Below are 16113 nucleotides of genomic sequence, written 5' to 3'. Positions count from 1 at the left end.
AAAGGGGCGCGAAGCGGCCCCAGCAATCGCAAGCCATGCGCCGTTTCAGAAAAGCTCACGAACCCGACTTCAAAACTCGAAGGTGCTCGACAGGCTGACCTGGCGCGCATCGCCGAGGGCGACGAAGTACTGGTTCACCGCCGAGCTGTAGTAGACCTTGTCGAACAGGTTCTTGACGTTCAACTGCAAGCGCACCTTGTGCTCATCGAGCTGGGTCTCATAGCTGGCGAAGGCGTCGGCCACGGTGTAGGCCGGCAGGTCGAAAGTGTTGGTCGGGTTGCCGGCACGCTCGCCGACATAGCGCGCACCGGCGCCGATGCGCAGGCGATCCCCACCGAACAGGCTGCCGTAGTCGTACACCGCCGACAGCGAGCCGCTGTTGCGCGCCACGTTCTGCAGGGCCTTGCCCTTGAGCGACGGGTCCTTGGTGACTTCGGCGTCGGTGTAGGCGTAGCTACCGATCAGGCTCCAGCGCTCGCTGAGCTGGCCGGTCAGGTCCAGCTCGACACCGCGCGAACGCACTTCGCCGGCGTTGCTGTACAGCGTGTCGCCGGTGGCCGCATCGAAGTTGGCCACCAGCACGTTCTGCTTGGTGATGTCGAACACCGCCAGCGTGCCGGTCAGTGCGCCCGGCATGTCCAGCTTGGCCCCCAGCTCCCACGACTTGCCCTCCTCCGGCGCAATCGACGAGTCGAGCACGACGTTGCCGGTCAGCGGCGCAATGCTCGAGTTGGGTTTGAACGACTCGCTGTAGCTGCCATACAGCGACAGCTGGTCATCGACCTTGTAGACGATGCCGGCGTGCGGCACCCACGCCTGGTCCTTGTTGTCGGTGTTGGCCTTGAACGGCCGGCCGCGACCGGCGTACTGGTCGAATTGCTGGAAGCGCGCACCGGCCACCAGGATCCAGTGTTCGTCCAGGTGCAAGGCATCCTGGAAGAACAGCGAGTCGGTGCGCAGCTTGTCGGTCTGGTCGCTGTCACTGGCGCGCACGTTGGTGCCTTCCGGCTCCTGGCCGTACACCGGGTTCACATAGCTGAAGGTGCTGCTGCTGGTCTGGCGGATCAGGTCGGCGCGGTAGACCTTGCGGTCCTCGTGGTCGACGCCGACCAGCAGGTCGTTGCGCAGGCCTGCCAGCTCGACATTGCCGTTGAGGCTGAAGGTCGCGTACTGGGCGCGGCTCAGCGAGCCGTGGGTGCCGTCGATGCTGCGGGTCAGGGTGCCGGCGGCCTCGTTGACGCCGGTGACGCGCACCTGGCTGGCATCGTAGGTTTCGCGGTTGAAGCTGTAGCCGAAGTGCGCTTTCCAGTCGTCGCTGAGCTGGTGATCGACCTCCAGGCGGTACAGGTCGGAGCGCCCTTGCATGTCGTTGAACGGCTCGTCCAGGCGACGCGTGGCGGGGATGTTCAGCGCATGGCCGTCGCTGCCAAAGGCGGTGCCACGGTCGAACGGGTAGAGAAACTCGCGGTGCTCGTAGGACAGCACCACCTGGGTGTCTTCGCCCAGCCAGGCCAGCGACGGCGCCACCAGCGATTCGCGGTGCACGCCATAGTTGCGCCAGTAGTCTTCATCCTCGTGATCGACGATCAAGCGGTAGGCCAGTGGGCTGTCGCCGAGCGCACCGGTACTGTCGAAGCCACCGCCGCTGCCGTTCTTGCCGCTGCCGTAGGTCGAGCCGCGCACGGTCAGGGCGTTGTACTGCTCCCGCTGCGGGCGCTTGCTGACCACGTTGATCACCCCGCCCGGGTCCTGGATGCCGTACAGCAGCGAGGCCGGGCCCTTGAGCACTTCGACCCGCTCGCTACTGGCGTTGAGGCTGCGGCCCTGCACCAGCGGCATGCCGTCACGCATGATCGAGCCGTCGCGGTTGTCGCCGAAGCCGCGCTTCATCACGGTGTCGGACGTGCCGCCGAAGTTGTTGCCCTGGGTGATACCGCTGACGTTGGTCAGGGCGTCGTCGAGGTTGCGCGGCGCCTGGTCGCGGATGACCTGGGCGGGGACCACGTTGATCGCCTGGGGGATGTCCTGGGTCGGGCCCTGGCCACGCATGATCGAGGCGCTGGCCGGCGGCTGGTAGCTGAAGGCGTCCATCTGCGACGTGACGTTGGTGGCCTGCAGGTTGAGCGCGCCGGAGGTGTCGGCGGGCTCCAGGGTCAGGGTCCGCGCATCGACCCGGCGCCAGCTCAGCCCGGCGTTGCCGAGCAACTGCGCCAGCGCCTGCTCGGCGCTGAGCGCGCCGTTCAGCGCGGGGGCTTGCAGGTCGGGCAGCTCGAGGGTGTAGACCACGCTCTGGCCGGTGGTGCGGCTGAACGCGTTGAGCGCCCCGGCCAGCGGCTGGCTCGGTTGCGCGAAGGCATACACCTGGGCCTGTTGCGCGGCGCTGGCCAAGGGGGCGACGGCAACGGCGGACAGGGCGGTGAGGCCGAGCCAGAGGGGAACGCAACGCGGGGTGAACTTCATGGACGCTGACCTGTGAGGGGGTGATTGCCTGCGAATGAATCGCAATTCACTCACTACACGGATGCCGCGTCGGGGTACCTCACCTGAGTGCTGAAAATAATTAGAAAAATGTTCCCAGGCTCAGTATGCGTCTGTTCACTTCACACTCATTGCAGGGTGAGTTGGGGCTGCTTTGCAGCCCTTCGCGGGTGAACCCGCTCCCACAGGGTCCGCGCTCTTGAACGGCCAGCACCTTTCCTGTGGGAGCGGGTTCACCCGCGAAGGGCCGCAAAGCGGCCCCCTATCTCAGCAGGGTCAGGCGCCCCAGGAGGGTATTGCGCGAAAAGCCCATCACCTTGCCCAGCGAATCAAGCGCCACCAGCGGCTCTTCGACCGGGAAACTGCCGCTGACCTTGCGCTGCCCCAGTTCATCATCGAGCAGCAGGATCCGCCCTGGGTAATACCGCCCCAGGTCCTCGACCACCTGCGCCAATGGCACCTGGTAATAGTTCAGCCAGCCCTGTCGCCAGGCCAGGCGGCTGTCGCTGTCCACCGCCAGGGTCTCCCCCGCTGTGCCATCGGCGTAAGCCAGTTGCTGGTTGGCCGTCAGCTCGCGGGCCTGCTGGCCGGCAGCCGGCGTCACCGCGACGCGGCCACTGCGCACCGTAACCTGGGCGCCATCAGCCTGATCGCGCACCTCGAACTGGGTACCGAGCACGCGCACCTCGCCCCCCGCCGCATCGACCAGGAACGGCTCACCGGTGTGGGTGACCTCGAAAAACGCCGCACCGCGCAACAGCCGCACCCGCCGCTCGCCGTGGGCGAAGTCGACAGCTACCGCGCTGCCGGCGTCGAGGGTCACCTGCGAGTGGTCAGTCAAGGTCACCTGGCGCAGCTGGCCGGTGCTGGTGTAGTCGGCCTGCAGGTCCTGCAGCCAGAACTGCGGCTGCCAGCCGCCCAGGCTGCCCAGCGCCAGCAGCAGGCATGCGGCCACAGCCAAGGCACCGCCCCGCCGCCGCCACGGGCGCGGGGCCGGGGCCTGGCGAATGGCGTCCAGGTAGGGCTGCAGGCTGGCGTGCTGCTCAACCGCGAGCTTCGCCGCCGGCGCCTCGCTCAAGCGCCACAGCGCCTGGGCCTCGGCATACGCATTGCGGTGCGCGAGGTCGGCCAGCAACCAGCGCTTGAAGGCGGCGCTGTCGGCCGCTGCAGGCTGTTGGTTGATCCGGCTCAGCCAGCTCAGGGCCGCCTGGCCTGGATCGGCGGTGGTCGGGTCGGTATGGCTCATCAAACGGCGCTCCCTGGCCTGCGCATGGCGGGTGCGGGCTCGGCAACACTCGCCTTGCACACAGTGAGGGCGCGCATCATATGCTTTTCCACCGCGCTCTGGGACAGCTGCATGGCCTTGGCGATCTCGCCGTAGGTGCAGCCATGGATGCGGTTGAGGAGAAAAATCTGCCGCGTGCGCTCGGGCAAGGCGCGCAGGGCGGCCTCGATCCGTTGCAGGTCGTGGTCGACTTCCAGGGCCTGTTGCAGGGCCTGCCCCGCGCTGTCGTGCTCGGTCGGCGCGAGGCCTTCGACCACCCGTTCACGGCTGCCTTCACTGCGCAGGTGGTCGATCGCCAGGTTGCCGGCGCAGCGCAACAGGTAGGTGTCGAGCGCCTCGACCTTGACCTCGGGCCGCCGCCAGAACCGCAGGAACAACTCCTGGACCAGGTCCGCCGCGGTGGCGCGGCAGCCCACCCGCCGGCTGACCAGCGCCTCCATGCGCCCTCGCTGGGCGAGGAATACCTGGAGAAACCGCGCCCGACCGCTGCTGGTGTCGGCCTCAGGCTTGCTCAGGTCCACCGGCTCGCTCACGCGTCACACGCCGAACACGGCCAACAGCGGGCCGAGCACCACGCTGGCCGCCGCCAGGCCGAGCAGCAGGCGCGGCTGGTACGGCAGGGCGAACACCCACAGGGTGACCCCGGCCATCAGCACGGCGATCCACTCGACCAGGCCCAGCGCCCAACCGCGCTGGTGCACGGCCAGTACCAGGGCCAGGGTCAACAGCAGCCAGCCCGCCGTGCGCAAGGCGCGCAGTTGCAGTGGGCGTGGCTTGCGCTTGAGCAGCTCGGTGAAGTGTTTGTCCATCGCCAGGCATAGTGCCGCGAACCCGGCGAAGCCGATCAGGGCAATGCTCAACATCACGGCACCTCCAGCGGTTGGACGCTGGCCTTGGCCGCGCGGGGCGCGCGCTTGGCGGCGGGTTTTGGCGGGCGCAGCATCTTGCCGGCAGCCCAGGCGAGGAACAGCCCGGTCCCCAGCGCGGTGAGGTCGAAGCCGGCCATGACCCAGTCACCGGCGGCGATCGACTGATCGAGGCCCTGCCCGGTGGCCACGGCGTTGAGCAGCGGCAGCAGGGCAAACGCCAGCGCACCGAGCGCCAGCTGCTCGCCCCAGGCCTTGCGCCCAGGGCGCAGGACGGCGTGCGGGAGCGACAGCGCCCAGGCCAGGAAGAAGGCGTTGACCTCCCAGTCGGCGCGGCCCTCGAGGCCCACCGGCAACAGGCGGTTGGCCCAGAAGAATGCCGCCACGCCGAGCAGCAAGCCGCTCATGCTGGCGATGTTCAGCACTTCGACCAGGCGCAGTTCGCCCGGCATGCTGGCGCTCTTGGCGTGCTTGAGCTGGCGTTTGCCCAGCCACATCACCAGGCCGGTGCCGATCACCGCGGTGCCGGCAATGCCGAAGACGAAGTACAACCAGCGCAGCCACGGCCCAGCGAAGTTGCCCATGTGCAGGCCGGCGAAACTGAAGGCAGTCATCATCGCGGCGCTTTCTCCCGCGCCCTGGCGCAACAGCTCGCCGGTGACCCCGTCGAACGTCCAGTTGGCGCTGCGCCGGTAGGCGACATGGTCGGCGGCGGACTGGGTAAAGGTTACCCGGGCATTACCATCGCCCGGGTTCTGTACCTGGATGAAGCCCATCCGCGCGCCGGGCTCGAGTGCCTGCACCTTGGCGTACAACGCGGGCAGCGGCGTCATCGGCGCGGCGACACCGCTCAACGCGGGTGGCTCGTCGCGGCCGAACAGGTCATTGAAGTAGCCGCCAGTGTTGCCATAGCTGGCAAGAATGCCGGCCGGCATGACCATGTACATGAACAGCACCAGGCTGCTGTAGCTGATCATCAGGTGGAACGGCAGCACCAGCACGCCGATCGCGTTGTGGCCGTCCAGCCACGAGCGCTGGCCCTTGCCCGGCCGGAAGGTGAAGAACTCCTTGAAGATCTTCTTGTGGGTGATGATCCCGGTGACCAACCCCAGCAGCATGATGAACGCGCAGAAGGTCGACAACCAGCGGCCCCAGGGGTGCGGCATCTCCAGCTGGAAGTGGAAGCGGTAGAAGAAATCGCCGCCGCGGCTGTCACGCGCCTCGACCACTTCGCCGTCGCCGGCGTCCAGCGCCTTGTTGGTGAAGCCGCGCCGACCGACCGCGTCCTTGTCACGCCAGCCGACACCCAATGCCGCCTCGCGCTCGCTGGGCAGGCGGATGAACCAGCTGCTGGCATCGCCCGCGTTGGCCTCCAGGTAGCGCTGGGCCAGGCCCAGGCTGGCGACCGGGTCGAGCCGGTGGCTGCGGATTTCGGGCTGGGTCCAGTGGCTGATCTCGTCCTTGAAGTAGGACATCGTGCCCGTCAGGAAGATCGCGAACAGCAGCCAGCCGAAGATCAGGCCGGTCCAGGTGTGCAACCAGGCCATGGCCTGGCGGAAGCCCTCTTTCATGGGTTTTTCATCCAGTAGGCCACTCCATTGATCATCCCCAGCAGCAGGCTCGGCAGCAGTACCCCGAGCCAGGCCCGCCAGGCGCTGCGGCAGGCGAAACACCCGATGAACGCCAGCAGATAGAACACGAACGACAGCAGCGTGCCGATCAGGGTCGCGTCGACTTTCGACAGGGGCAGCAGCAAGGCCAGGCTGATACTCGCCATGGAGGCCAGCAGGTAGCCGCCCAGCAATGCAGCCAGGCTGCGCGAGGTCACGGCCAGTCGGTAACTCAGGGGCAACCCGGCGGCTTTGCTCTTCATGACAGGGTCCGAAAAAACGGGGCTGCAATAATAATGATTTTAATTCTCATAAGCAAAGCTTGAACGATCAACTGCGCGTCTCGCCCGCATCGCCAGGCACATCACCGCGCGCATAGACCGCAAATGGCGCTTTGCGACGGTGTATTTGCTACAAAAAATTTATCTGAAAAAGGGGTTGAAATCGTCGCGCGGATGCCTGACCTTAGAGTCAAGAGGCGAAACAATTCCACAGCCCTCAGTGGCCTAGGCGCGTCTCTTTGCGAGCAAGCTGAATAAGGATTGAAGTCATGCAAATCCAGGTCAACAGCAGCAACCATATCGAAAGCAACATCCGGCTTAACGAGTGGGTCCGCAGCACGCTAGAGAGCACCCTCGAACGCTACGAGGACGATCTGACCCGCATCGAGGTCCACTTGCGCGACGACAACGGCGCAAAACCCGGACCGCATGACAAACGCTGCCAGATGGAGGCTCGCCCCAAAGGCCATCAACCGATTTCCGTGACCCACACCGCCACTACCCTGGACCATGCGGTAGATGGCGCCGCCAGCAAGCTGAACAACGCCCTTGAACACTTCTACGGCAAGTTGCGCAGCAAGCGGGTGATCCTCGAACCGAGTGATCCGGAGGAATGATCGAGGTCTGCTGAACACAAACGCCCGGTGCATTGCACCGGGCGTTTTCGTTCATGGCCGATCAGCGGCCGTGAACCAACCCTGCGGTAGCCTGGTCAATTGCTCCATTGCCATTTGCAGGTGCGCGACCATGCACAACCCGTTCGACCTCATCAGTGACGCCTTCGCCCCCCGCTACCGGGTAAACCTGAGCATCGAGCGCCTCGACGGCAGCATCATGCTGACCCTGTCCGATGACAGCGGCGCGGTCGCCAAGCGGCTGATCAGCGAAGCCCAACGCAATGACCCGGTCCGCCTGCAGCGGGTGATCGACAGCATCCGCCTGGGCCTGGCCATCGAGCAGGGCGAGAACCCGCTGGAAGTGCTCGCCGCGCTGACCCGCGACCCGCGCCAGCACCGCTTCACGGCCACCCGCGTCGCTACCTGAGGGTCAACGGCCCTCGTCGACTTCCTTGCCATTGGCGTCCAGCACCCGGCTCGACGGGTAGCGGTACGACGCATAGCGCACCACCAGGATCGAGAACGCCAGCAGCAGGATGCCGCCGCACACGTAGAGCAAGCCTTCGTCCGGCGCCTTGTGGTGCGACACATCGCCGATCAACAGGCGCGTCAACGCGGTGATCGCCACGTACAGCAGGAAGCGGATGGGCATGTGGTTGGTCTTGAAGTAGATCCCGACCATCGCCCCCAACTCCAGGTAGATGAACAGCAGCAGGATGTCATCGACGCTGACCCCGCCCTTGCTGAGCATCTCGAGGAAGGTCACCACCGCCGCCCAGGCGGTAATCCCGCCGATCCCGAACAACGCCAGGTAGTGGAACGACTCGACGCACAGGTTGCCCAGTGAGTCGGCGGTGCCGTGCAGGCTCTTGCGCAGCTTTTCTGCCCATTTGATGTTCACGATTGTCCAGTCCCCGATACGACATGAAGGATGATGCGTCACGCCTGTGACGCTTGTGCCATGCAGTAAAAAGGCCAGGCACCTGCCTTGGAAGGCGACCGATTGCCGCAAGGCACCTGTGCGCTACGCTTTTCCCGGAGATAAATGGCCACTATTTAGTTGCGCTGAGGGGGCCGGAGCGATTACTGTATATAGATACAGTTATCTAGCAATCAACCCGCAAAAAGGCACAGAGGTGATGAATGGCCGTCGAAGTGGTGTACCGCAGCAGCCGCGACCCGGAGCGCTTGTTCATGGATAAAGTCGAAGCCGATCGTCATGACAAGATGCTCGAACTGGCCGAGCGCCTGGCCGAGGTGCTGCAAAAGGCGGTGCCGTCGCTGAGCGAACAGCAGGTCGAGGAAGCCGGTATCTACATGGCCAAGAACCGCGATGTGTTCGCCCGGGCGTTCAAGAGCCAGCCAGATGCGCTGGCCGAATTGCTCGAGGGCGGCGCTGCCGAGTGACATCGCTGGGGGCGCTGCGCGCCCCTTTCGCGAGACAAGGCCGCTCCCACAGGATCTCTGCTGACCGAAAGAACGGCGCGATCCTGTGGGAGCGGGCTTGCCCCGCGAAGAGGCCAGTCAGCCGTACAACAAACGCTCAGCCAACATCTGCGCCACGCGCGCCGGCGAGCGTTTTTCTGCCTGGGCATGGGCAAACACTTCGGTCAGCCGTGAGGGGATCCGCGCCAGGTGCGCGGTAATGGTGCCCAGCGCCTCGCCGCGGTGGGTCAACGCCACATAGATCAACCCGCCCGCATTGATCACATAATCCGGCGCATACAAGATCCCGCGCTTCTCCAGCTGATCCGCCACCTGCAAGGTCGTCAGCTGGTTGTTCGCCGCCCCCGCCACCGCCGCACAACGCAGTTGCATCACGCTCTGCCCGTTGAGCACCGGGCCAACCCCGCACGGCGCAAAAATATCGCAGGGAGTACTGATCAACGCGTCATTCATGACCGGGTGCGCATTGAACTGCTCCACCGCCAAGCGCACCTTGCCCGGGTCGAGATCACTCACCAGCAACTCCGCGCCCGCCGCATGCAGCTGCTCGGCCAGTGCGTAGCCGACATTGCCCAAGCCTTGCACGGCGATGCGCAAGCCTTCGAGGTTGTCGCTACCCAGGCGCGCCATCGAGGTCGCGCGAATACCGGCGAACACGCCCATGGCCGCATGCGGCGAGGGGTCGCCCGAGGCCGTGGTACTGGTGACATGCGGTGTACTCTGGGCAATGCAGTCCATGTCCAGGGTCGAGGTGCCGCTGTCCACTGCAGTGATGAATCGCCCCTGCAGGCTGTCGACGAAGCGGCCGAACGCCTCGAACAGCGCGGCGCGGTTTTCCACGTGCGGGTTGCGCATGATCACCGCCTTGCCGCCGCCCAGCGCCAACCCGGCCAGGGCCGCCTTGTAGCTCATGCCCTGGGCCAGGCGAATGGCATCGGTCATGGCGCTTTCGTCGTCGGCATACGGCAGGTAGCGGCAGCCACCCAAGGCGGGGCCGAGCTGCTCGCTGTGAATCGCCACCACGGCCTTGAGGCCCGTGGGCGGGTCGATGAACAGGTGCAGGGACTGCGTACGGGTGCTTTGCATGAGCGCGAACATCGACCGGCTCCCCGAAGAGGTGCTCCACACAGTATAGGCAGGCCACCAGTGGGCGCCTGGCCGCCGGACCACTGGACGAAACCGCGCGCCAGGGCTAATAGTTAAGCCTGTCGGGAGATTTTCATGAAACCACGTCAAGCCTGCCTGGCCTGCCTGGAACGCGAGCCGGTTGCCCTGCTGGAAGCCTCGTTATGGATAGCCGCCGAGCACGAGCGCAGCGTCGTGCCCGCGGACAGCCTTGCCCGCCTGCAGGACCTGCAGCGGGAAATCAACGCCAGCCTGCCGATGCTGCCGCTGTGCGAGCTGGCCCAACCGCTGCTGCGCCAGCTCAACGCCCTGGGCTTTCAACAGGACGAATACCACCCCCTGCGCCCACAGGCGGCCCTGCTGGACAAGGTGCTGCAGCGCCGTCGCGGCCAGCCGTTGGCGTTGGCGATACTGGCCCTGGAGCTGGCCCGACGCCTGTCGATCCCGCTGGAAGGGGTGAATTTCCCCGGCCACTTCCTGCTCCGCGTGCCCGGTGCCGACCACCTGCTCGACCCGTGTGGCGGCCGGCGGCTGTACCCGGCCGAATGCCGCCAGTTGCTCGCGCGCCAGTTCGGCCCGCAAGTGACGCTGACGGCCGAACACATGCTCGCGGCCAGCCCGCTGCAGATGATGCAGCGCCTGTCGCGCAACCTGCGCCAGTTGCACATCAGCAACGACAACGACCTGGCGGCGTTGATCGACGCCGAGCGGGTGATGCAGTTGGGGCCAGTGCAGGTCAGCGACTACCTGGCGCGCGCCACGCTCTACCAGCGCCTGGACTGCCCACAGGCCGAACGCTACGACCTGGAGCACGCCCTGCTGCTGACCGATGACCCGGTACAGCGGGTGAAGTTGAGCGAGCGCCTCGGCCACCTGCCGGCCAGCAGCCAGTCGCTTCACTGAGCCGGCGTATCCCCCTGCCGGGCCGGATGCGCCGAGGCAAAGGCCGGATGCTGCTCGGCCAGCGCCGCCACCCGGCGAATGCGCGGGTAGCTGCCGAGGTCGACATTGAAGCGCTCGGCCGCATACAGCTGCGGGACCAGGTAGACATCCGCCAAGCCCGGCGCCTGGCCAAAGCAGAAGCCGTCGTCACCGATCATCTGCTCCACTGCGGCCAGGCCCTGGCTGATCCAGTGACTTATCCACTGATTGACCTGCACCTCGTCATGCCCCAACTGACGCAGCTGGTTGAGCACGCTGACGTTGTGCAGCGGGTGGATATCGCAGGCGACCAGCGCCGCCACACCGCGCACCTTGGCCCGCGCCTCGGCCGCCTCGGGCAACAAGGCAGGTTGTGGATAACCCTCCTCGAGGTACTCGATGATCGCCGATGACTGCACCAGCAGCGTCCCGCCGTCGGTGCGCAGCGCCGGCACCCGGCCCTGCGGGTTGACCGCGAGGTACTCAGGCGCGCGCTGCTCGCCCTTGAGCAGGTTGACCGGCACGGCCTGATAATCCAGGCCTTTGAGCGCTAAGGCGATACGTACCCGATAGGAGGACGTGGAACGGTAGTAGCCGAACAGTTCCATCACCCTGCCCTCTCAGTTGGCCGCGATGATCGTGCCGCGGCATTCGCCGAAACCGATGCTGGCCACGCCGTCACGCGTGCAGCGGGCGCGCAGGATGATTTCGTCGCCGTCCTCGAGGAACTTGCGCACCTCACCGCTGGCCAGTTCGATCGGCTGCTTGCCGCCCTCGGTGATTTCCAGCAGGCTGCCGAAGGCGCCAGGCTGGGCGCCCGACAGCGTCCCCGAGCCAAACAGGTCACCCGGCTGCAGCTGGCAACCGTTGACGCTGTGGTGCGTCACCATCTGCGCCACGGTCCAGTACATGCTGCGGGTGTTGCTCAGGGCCAGGCGATGGGCAGGCAGGCCTTGCTCACGCATGCGCTCGGTGATCAGCAGCACTTCCAGCTCGATGTCGAGGGCGCCATTGGCCTGGTCGCGCTTGTCCAGCAAGTACGACAGCGGCTCGGGGTCACCCTCGGGGCGGGCCGGCTGGGCGCAGCGGAACGGCGCCAGCGCCTCGGCCGTCACCACCCATGGCGACAGGCTGGTGATGAAGCTCTTCGACAGGAACGGCCCCAGCGGCTGGTATTCCCAGGCCTGGATATCGCGCGCCGACCAGTCGTTGAGCAGGCAATAGCCGGCCACATGCTCGGCGGCATCACCGATGGCGATCGACTCGCCCATGTCGTTGCCCTGGCCAATCCAGATACCCATTTCCAGCTCGTAGTCCAGGCGCGCGCAGGGGCCGAAGCTCGGCTCGGTCTGGCCGGCTGGCAGGGTCTGGCCCTTGGGCCGGCGCACGTCGGTACCGGACGGGCGCAAGGTCGAGGCGCGGCCGTGGTAGGCGATCGGCACGTACTTGTAGTTGGGCAGCAGCGGGTTGTCGGGGCGGAACAGCTTGCCGACGTTCTTGGCGTGCTCGATGCCGACATAGAAATCGGTGTAGTCACCGACCTTGGCGGGCAGGTGCAGCTGGCAGTCGCTGGCCGGATACAGCGCCGCCTGCAGCAGTGCCTGGTGTTCGCTGTGTTCACCCAGCAGCACCAGCAGGCGCTCGCGCAGGGCCACCCGGGCACTGCGGCCAAGGGCGAAATAGCCGTTCAGGGCACCGCCGCGGGTCGCCTCCACCGCGGCCTTGGCCGGCCCCTCGAACAACCCGGCAGCCAGCACGGCCTCAAGGTCGAGGATCGCGTCGCCGATGGCCACGCCGCAACGCAGCGCTTCACCCGGCCGGCTGAAAATACCCAGCGGCAGGTTCTGCAACGGGAAGTCGCGGTGGCCGTTGGCGTGTTCGACCCAGCTACGGGCAATGGCGGTGTGGTTCATGGGTTATCTCCGATTCGGGTTGAAGGTGCTCGGCAAGGTGGCCCAGCAGCTGTCGTAGTCGGCCTGCAATTGCGGGCTCTCGAGCGCCTGTTGGCTCGGGCGCAGCACCTGGCTGGTCTCGAACATGAACGCCATGGTGTTGTCGATCTTTTGCGGTGCGAGGTCTGCCGCGATGGCTTTGCTGCAGGTCTCGGCGTCCGGGCCGTGGGCGCTCATCACGCCGTGCAGCGAGGCGCCGCCGGGCAGGAAGCCTTCGGCCTTGGCGTCGTAGGCGCCGCTGATCAGGCCCATGAACTCGTTCATCAGGTTGCGGTGGAACCACGGTGGGCGGAAGGTGTTCTCGGCCACCATCCAGCGCGGCGGGAAGATCACGAAGTCCATGTTGGCCAGGCCATGCACGCTGGTCGGCGAGGTCAGCACGGTGAAGATCGACGGGTCCGGATGGTCGAAGCTGACCGTGCCCATGGTGTTGAAACGGCGCAGGTCATACTTGTACGGCACGTTGCTGCCATGCCAGGCGACCACGTCCAGCGGTGAATGCTGCAGCTCGCAGGCCCAGTGTTCGCCGAGAAACTTCTGCACCATCTGCTGTGGGCCGTCCGCCTCTTCGTAGTGCGCCACCGGGGTGAGGAAGTCGCGCGGGTTGGCCAGGCCGTTGCTGCCGATCGGCCCAAGCTCGGGCAGGCGCAGCGGCGCACCGTGGTTTTCGGCGATGTAGCCGCGCGCCTGGCCGTCAGGCAGTTCGACGCGAAACTTCATGCCGCGCGGGATCACCGCGATCTCCAGCGGTTCGATCTCCAGCACGCCCAGCTCGGTGGCAATGCGCAGGCGGCCTTGCTCAGGCACCAGCAGCAGTTCGCCGTCGGCGTTGAAGAACACCCGTTCCATGCAGCGGTTGGCGCAGTAGCGGTAGAGGCTCACCCCGGCCGCTTTATCGGCTGGGGCGTTGGCCGCCATCGGCAGCCAGCCGTCGATGAAATCGGTCGGCTCGCTCGGCATCGGCTGCGGGTTCCAGCGCAGGCGGTTGGGCGTCACCGCACCCAGCGGCACGCTGAGCGGCTGGCGCGCGAGGCGCTCGAAACGCGGGTGAAGGGCCGACGGGCGAATCCGGTACAGCCAGGTGCGGCGCAGCTCGCTGCGGGCCATGGTGAACGCGGTACCCGACAGCAGCTCGGTGTACAGGCCGTAGGGCGCATGCTGTGGCGAGTTCTGGCCAACCGGCAGGGCGCCAGGCAGCGCCTCACTGGCGAACTCGTTGGCAAAGCCGCTGAGGTACTCGAGCGGTGAGGTGTCGCGGGTCATCTGTGCCTCCGGGCTCACTGGGAGCCGTGCTGGCAGCTGGCTGCGGGCCCGACCCCGGGCTCGATGGCTCAGGCGTGGCAGCGCGTCTGCAATTGTTATTATCGTAATCAGATTACGAATAACGTAATTTGCTCGATGCATGGCGTCAAGCTATAAAGTCGCCATCTGTCACTCTGGACTCAACTTCCCCATGGCCAAAGCCAGCAACTCTGCCGACACCGGCAAGCAGAAGGTCCGCTCGGCGGAAGTCGGCACCGACATCCTCAAGGCGCTGGCCGAACTTTCCCCGTCGACCTCGCTGTCGCGCCTGGCCGAGCACGTGGGCATGCCGGCGAGCAAGGTCCATCGCTACCTGCAGGCGCTGATCGCCAGCGGCTTCGCCGAGCAGGATTCGGCCACCAACCACTATGGCCTGGGGCGTGAGGCATTGCGCGTGGGCATGGCGGCGCTGGGCAGCATCGACGTGCTCAAGGTCGCGGCCCTACCGCTGTCGGCACTGCGTGACGCGCTCAACGAAAGCTGCTTTATCGCGGTGTGGGGCAACCAGGGCGCGACCGTGGTCAGTATCGAACCGGCGGTGCGCGCGGTCACGGTGGTGACGCAGATCGGCTCGGTGCTGCCGCTGCTCAGCTCGTCCACCGGCCTGGTGTTCGCGGCGCACCTGCCGGAACGCGAGACGGTCGAGTTGCGTGAGCGGGAACTGGCGGTGCTCGGGCAAGACTTCGACAGCTACACGCCGTTGCTGGCGGGCATCCGCGCGCGCGGGCTGCACCATGTGCACGGGCTGTTGATGCCGGGGGTGGATGCCTTGTCGGCACCGGTGTTCAACGCCATGGGGCAGGTGGTGGCGGTGATGACGGTGGTCGGCCCGACGTCGATCTTCCATGCCGACGAGCATGGGCCGGCGGCCGAGCGCCTGCTGGCGGCGACGCGGGAGATCAGCTGGCGCATGGGGTATGCACCGGTCAGCTGAAACGCTGACAAAGCATTACATGGAAACGTCGAACTGAGTGGGTATAGTCGCCGCGTTCACTCTTACCCTGAGCGTAAAAGTGAATGTCATAAGCGGCTATTTTTCCTACGGGATCAAGCGCTTATTCTGATCTCACTGGCCGGCACGAAGGGCACTCCCCCGCCACTCGCGCCGACCACGGTGTACCGACGTTGATTTTGAAGCTCCTTGATCTAACGTCCCATTGGCCGCTGCGTTTGCAGCGGCTTTTTTTTGCCTGATGGTTTTGTGGGGGCTGCTCGGGCCTCTTCGCGGGGCAAGCCCGCTCCCACAGGGATGGCGTTGCTCTGAAGATTTGCGCGGTCCTGTGGGAGCGGGCTTGCCCGCGAAGGCGTCAGTCCAGGGGATACTGCTGCAGGTTGGCCATCATCTGCTGCAGGGCCTGCAAGCTGTCCTCGGGATGCACCGCGTCGGCAAAGTCACCGATCTGCGCCCAGCGTTGCGCGACCTGCTCCGGCGTGAAGCCTTCACGCGGGTCGAAGCCAACCCCCAGGCTGCGCTCCCAGCGCACCTTGCCGACCCAGCCGCCCCCCACCTCGTACAACCCACCGCTGTCCTGGCACTGCTCACTGCCCAGGTACACCACCAGCGGGCTGACCAACTCGGGCTTGAGCCGCTCGAACACCTGCGGCGGGATCAGCCCCTCGGTCATCCGCGTGCCGCCGGTGGGCGCGATGGCATTGACCAGGATGCCGTGCTTGCGCCCCTCGATGGCCAGGGTGCGGGTCAGGCCATACAGGCCAAGCTTGGCCATGCCGTAGTTGGCCTGGCCGAAATTGCCGTAGATGCCCGAGGTCGATGCGGTGAAGATCACCCGCCCCCAGTTCTGCCCGCGCAGGTGCGGCCAGGCCGCATGGGTCACCTTGTAGGCACCCTCGACGTGCACCTGGTAGACCTGCTCCCAGTCAGCGTCTTCCATCTTGTGGAAGGTCTTGTCGCGCAGGATGCCGGCGTTGTTCACCAGCACATCGACTCGGCCATAGGTGTCCAGCGCCTGTTCGACGATGCGCGCACCGTCGCTCACCGAGTCATGGTTGGCCACCGCCACACCGCCAGCGGCGCGGATCTCTTCGACCACCCGATCGGCCGCCGAGGCATTGGCACCTTCACCGTGGGTCGAACCGCCAAGGTCGTTGACCACCACCTGCGCGCCATGGGCGGCGAACAGCAGGGCATGCGCCCGGCCCAGGCCACCACCGGCGCCGGTGACGATCACCACACGGTCTTGCAGACGTACTGATTCGCTCATGTTCAAGG

The 16113-nt window shown here is 66.1% G+C and carries 17 protein-coding genes; 5 read left to right on the top strand and 12 right to left on the bottom strand.

Annotated elements, in window-relative coordinates; all coding sequences use genetic code 11:
• Window positions 1-69: 69 nt before the first annotated feature.
• The 6 genes from CCOS865_RS04920 to CCOS865_RS04895 form a co-directional block, all read right to left on the bottom strand.
• Entirely contained in the window at window positions 70-2460 is a 2391-nt protein-coding gene (locus CCOS865_RS04920; protein ID WP_119138438.1) for a TonB-dependent siderophore receptor, read from the bottom strand.
• A 280-nt stretch (window positions 2461-2740) separates the two neighbouring features.
• Window positions 2741-3724, bottom strand: a complete 984-nt coding sequence (locus CCOS865_RS04915; protein WP_119138436.1) for a FecR family protein — start codon at window positions 3722-3724, stop codon at window positions 2741-2743.
• Window positions 3724-4296 carry an RNA polymerase sigma factor gene (locus CCOS865_RS04910; protein ID WP_119138434.1) on the bottom strand — a complete coding sequence of 191 codons (573 nt, stop codon included), beginning with the start codon at window positions 4294-4296 and terminating at the stop codon, window positions 3724-3726. The genes CCOS865_RS04915 and CCOS865_RS04910 overlap by 1 nt, the downstream gene beginning before the upstream one ends.
• 3 nt (window positions 4297-4299) lie before the next feature.
• Window positions 4300-4626, bottom strand: a complete 327-nt coding sequence (locus CCOS865_RS04905; protein WP_119138432.1) for a DUF3325 domain-containing protein — start codon at window positions 4624-4626, stop codon at window positions 4300-4302.
• Complete coding sequence (locus tag CCOS865_RS04900) at window positions 4626-6200, bottom strand: PepSY-associated TM helix domain-containing protein (RefSeq protein WP_119138430.1); 1575 nt, start codon at window positions 6198-6200, stop codon at window positions 4626-4628. The genes CCOS865_RS04905 and CCOS865_RS04900 overlap by 1 nt, the downstream gene beginning before the upstream one ends.
• A complete protein-coding gene (locus tag CCOS865_RS04895; protein ID WP_119138428.1) occupies window positions 6197-6502 on the bottom strand; it encodes a DUF3649 domain-containing protein in 306 nt (101 codons plus the stop codon). The genes CCOS865_RS04900 and CCOS865_RS04895 overlap by 4 nt, the downstream gene beginning before the upstream one ends.
• 287 nt (window positions 6503-6789) lie before the next feature.
• Here CCOS865_RS04895 and CCOS865_RS04890 point away from each other — a divergent pair, with 287 nt between their 5' ends.
• The gene (locus CCOS865_RS04890) at window positions 6790-7137 is read left to right on the top strand and encodes an HPF/RaiA family ribosome-associated protein (RefSeq protein ID WP_119138426.1); all 348 of its coding nucleotides are present in this window, start codon (window positions 6790-6792) and stop codon (window positions 7135-7137) included.
• A 130-nt stretch (window positions 7138-7267) separates the two neighbouring features.
• Window positions 7268-7564 carry a DUF3509 domain-containing protein gene (locus tag CCOS865_RS04885; RefSeq protein WP_119138424.1) on the top strand — a complete coding sequence of 99 codons (297 nt, stop codon included), beginning with the start codon at window positions 7268-7270 and terminating at the stop codon, window positions 7562-7564.
• Window positions 7565-7567: 3 nt separating this feature from the next.
• Here the strand turns inward: CCOS865_RS04885 and CCOS865_RS04880 are convergent, their stop codons facing one another.
• Window positions 7568-8038, bottom strand: coding sequence for a phosphate-starvation-inducible protein PsiE (locus CCOS865_RS04880; RefSeq protein ID WP_119138422.1), 471 nt, complete (start codon window positions 8036-8038; stop codon window positions 7568-7570).
• A gap of 242 nt (window positions 8039-8280) precedes the next feature.
• On the opposite strand from CCOS865_RS04880, the gene CCOS865_RS04875 reads away from it, so the two are divergent.
• Window positions 8281-8544: a YebG family protein gene (locus CCOS865_RS04875; protein ID WP_119138420.1), complete on the top strand. Its 264-nt coding sequence runs from the start codon at window positions 8281-8283 to the stop codon at window positions 8542-8544.
• Window positions 8545-8661: 117 nt separating this feature from the next.
• Here CCOS865_RS04875 and CCOS865_RS04870 read toward each other — a convergent pair whose 3' ends face one another.
• The gene (locus CCOS865_RS04870) at window positions 8662-9681 is read right to left on the bottom strand and encodes a Glu/Leu/Phe/Val dehydrogenase family protein (protein WP_119138418.1); all 1020 of its coding nucleotides are present in this window, start codon (window positions 9679-9681) and stop codon (window positions 8662-8664) included.
• Between the two features lie 123 nt (window positions 9682-9804).
• Between CCOS865_RS04870 and CCOS865_RS04865 the strand changes: the two genes are divergently transcribed.
• Window positions 9805-10611, top strand: coding sequence for a SirB1 family protein (locus CCOS865_RS04865; RefSeq protein WP_119138416.1), 807 nt, complete (start codon window positions 9805-9807; stop codon window positions 10609-10611).
• Here CCOS865_RS04865 and maiA read toward each other — a convergent pair.
• From maiA to hmgA, 3 genes are read right to left on the bottom strand one after another with little or no spacing between them, the layout of a single operon-like run.
• Window positions 10605-11237, bottom strand: a complete 633-nt coding sequence (gene maiA / locus CCOS865_RS04860) for a maleylacetoacetate isomerase (protein WP_119138414.1) — start codon at window positions 11235-11237, stop codon at window positions 10605-10607. The two genes, CCOS865_RS04865 and maiA, sit on opposite strands and share 7 nt — an antisense overlap.
• Before the next feature lie 12 nt (window positions 11238-11249).
• A complete protein-coding gene (fahA, locus tag CCOS865_RS04855; RefSeq protein WP_119138413.1) occupies window positions 11250-12542 on the bottom strand; it encodes a fumarylacetoacetase in 1293 nt (430 codons plus the stop codon).
• Between the two features lie 3 nt (window positions 12543-12545).
• The gene (hmgA, locus tag CCOS865_RS04850; protein WP_119138411.1) at window positions 12546-13844 is read right to left on the bottom strand and encodes a homogentisate 1,2-dioxygenase; all 1299 of its coding nucleotides are present in this window, start codon (window positions 13842-13844) and stop codon (window positions 12546-12548) included.
• A gap of 190 nt (window positions 13845-14034) precedes the next feature.
• On the opposite strand from hmgA, the gene CCOS865_RS04845 reads away from it, so the two are divergent.
• Entirely contained in the window at window positions 14035-14817 is a 783-nt protein-coding gene (locus tag CCOS865_RS04845; RefSeq protein WP_119138409.1) for an IclR family transcriptional regulator, read from the top strand.
• A gap of 373 nt (window positions 14818-15190) precedes the next feature.
• Here the strand turns inward: CCOS865_RS04845 and CCOS865_RS04840 are convergent, their stop codons facing one another.
• Window positions 15191-16105 carry an SDR family oxidoreductase gene (locus CCOS865_RS04840; protein ID WP_119138407.1) on the bottom strand — a complete coding sequence of 305 codons (915 nt, stop codon included), beginning with the start codon at window positions 16103-16105 and terminating at the stop codon, window positions 15191-15193.
• Between the last annotated feature and the right edge of the window lie 8 nt (window positions 16106-16113).

The sequence above is a fragment of the Pseudomonas reidholzensis genome (assembly GCF_900536025.1).
Lineage (GTDB): Bacteria > Pseudomonadota > Gammaproteobacteria > Pseudomonadales > Pseudomonadaceae > Aquipseudomonas > Aquipseudomonas reidholzensis.
The sequence above is the reverse complement of the archived record's forward strand: the minus strand, read 5'-3'. Positions and strand labels throughout refer to the sequence as shown.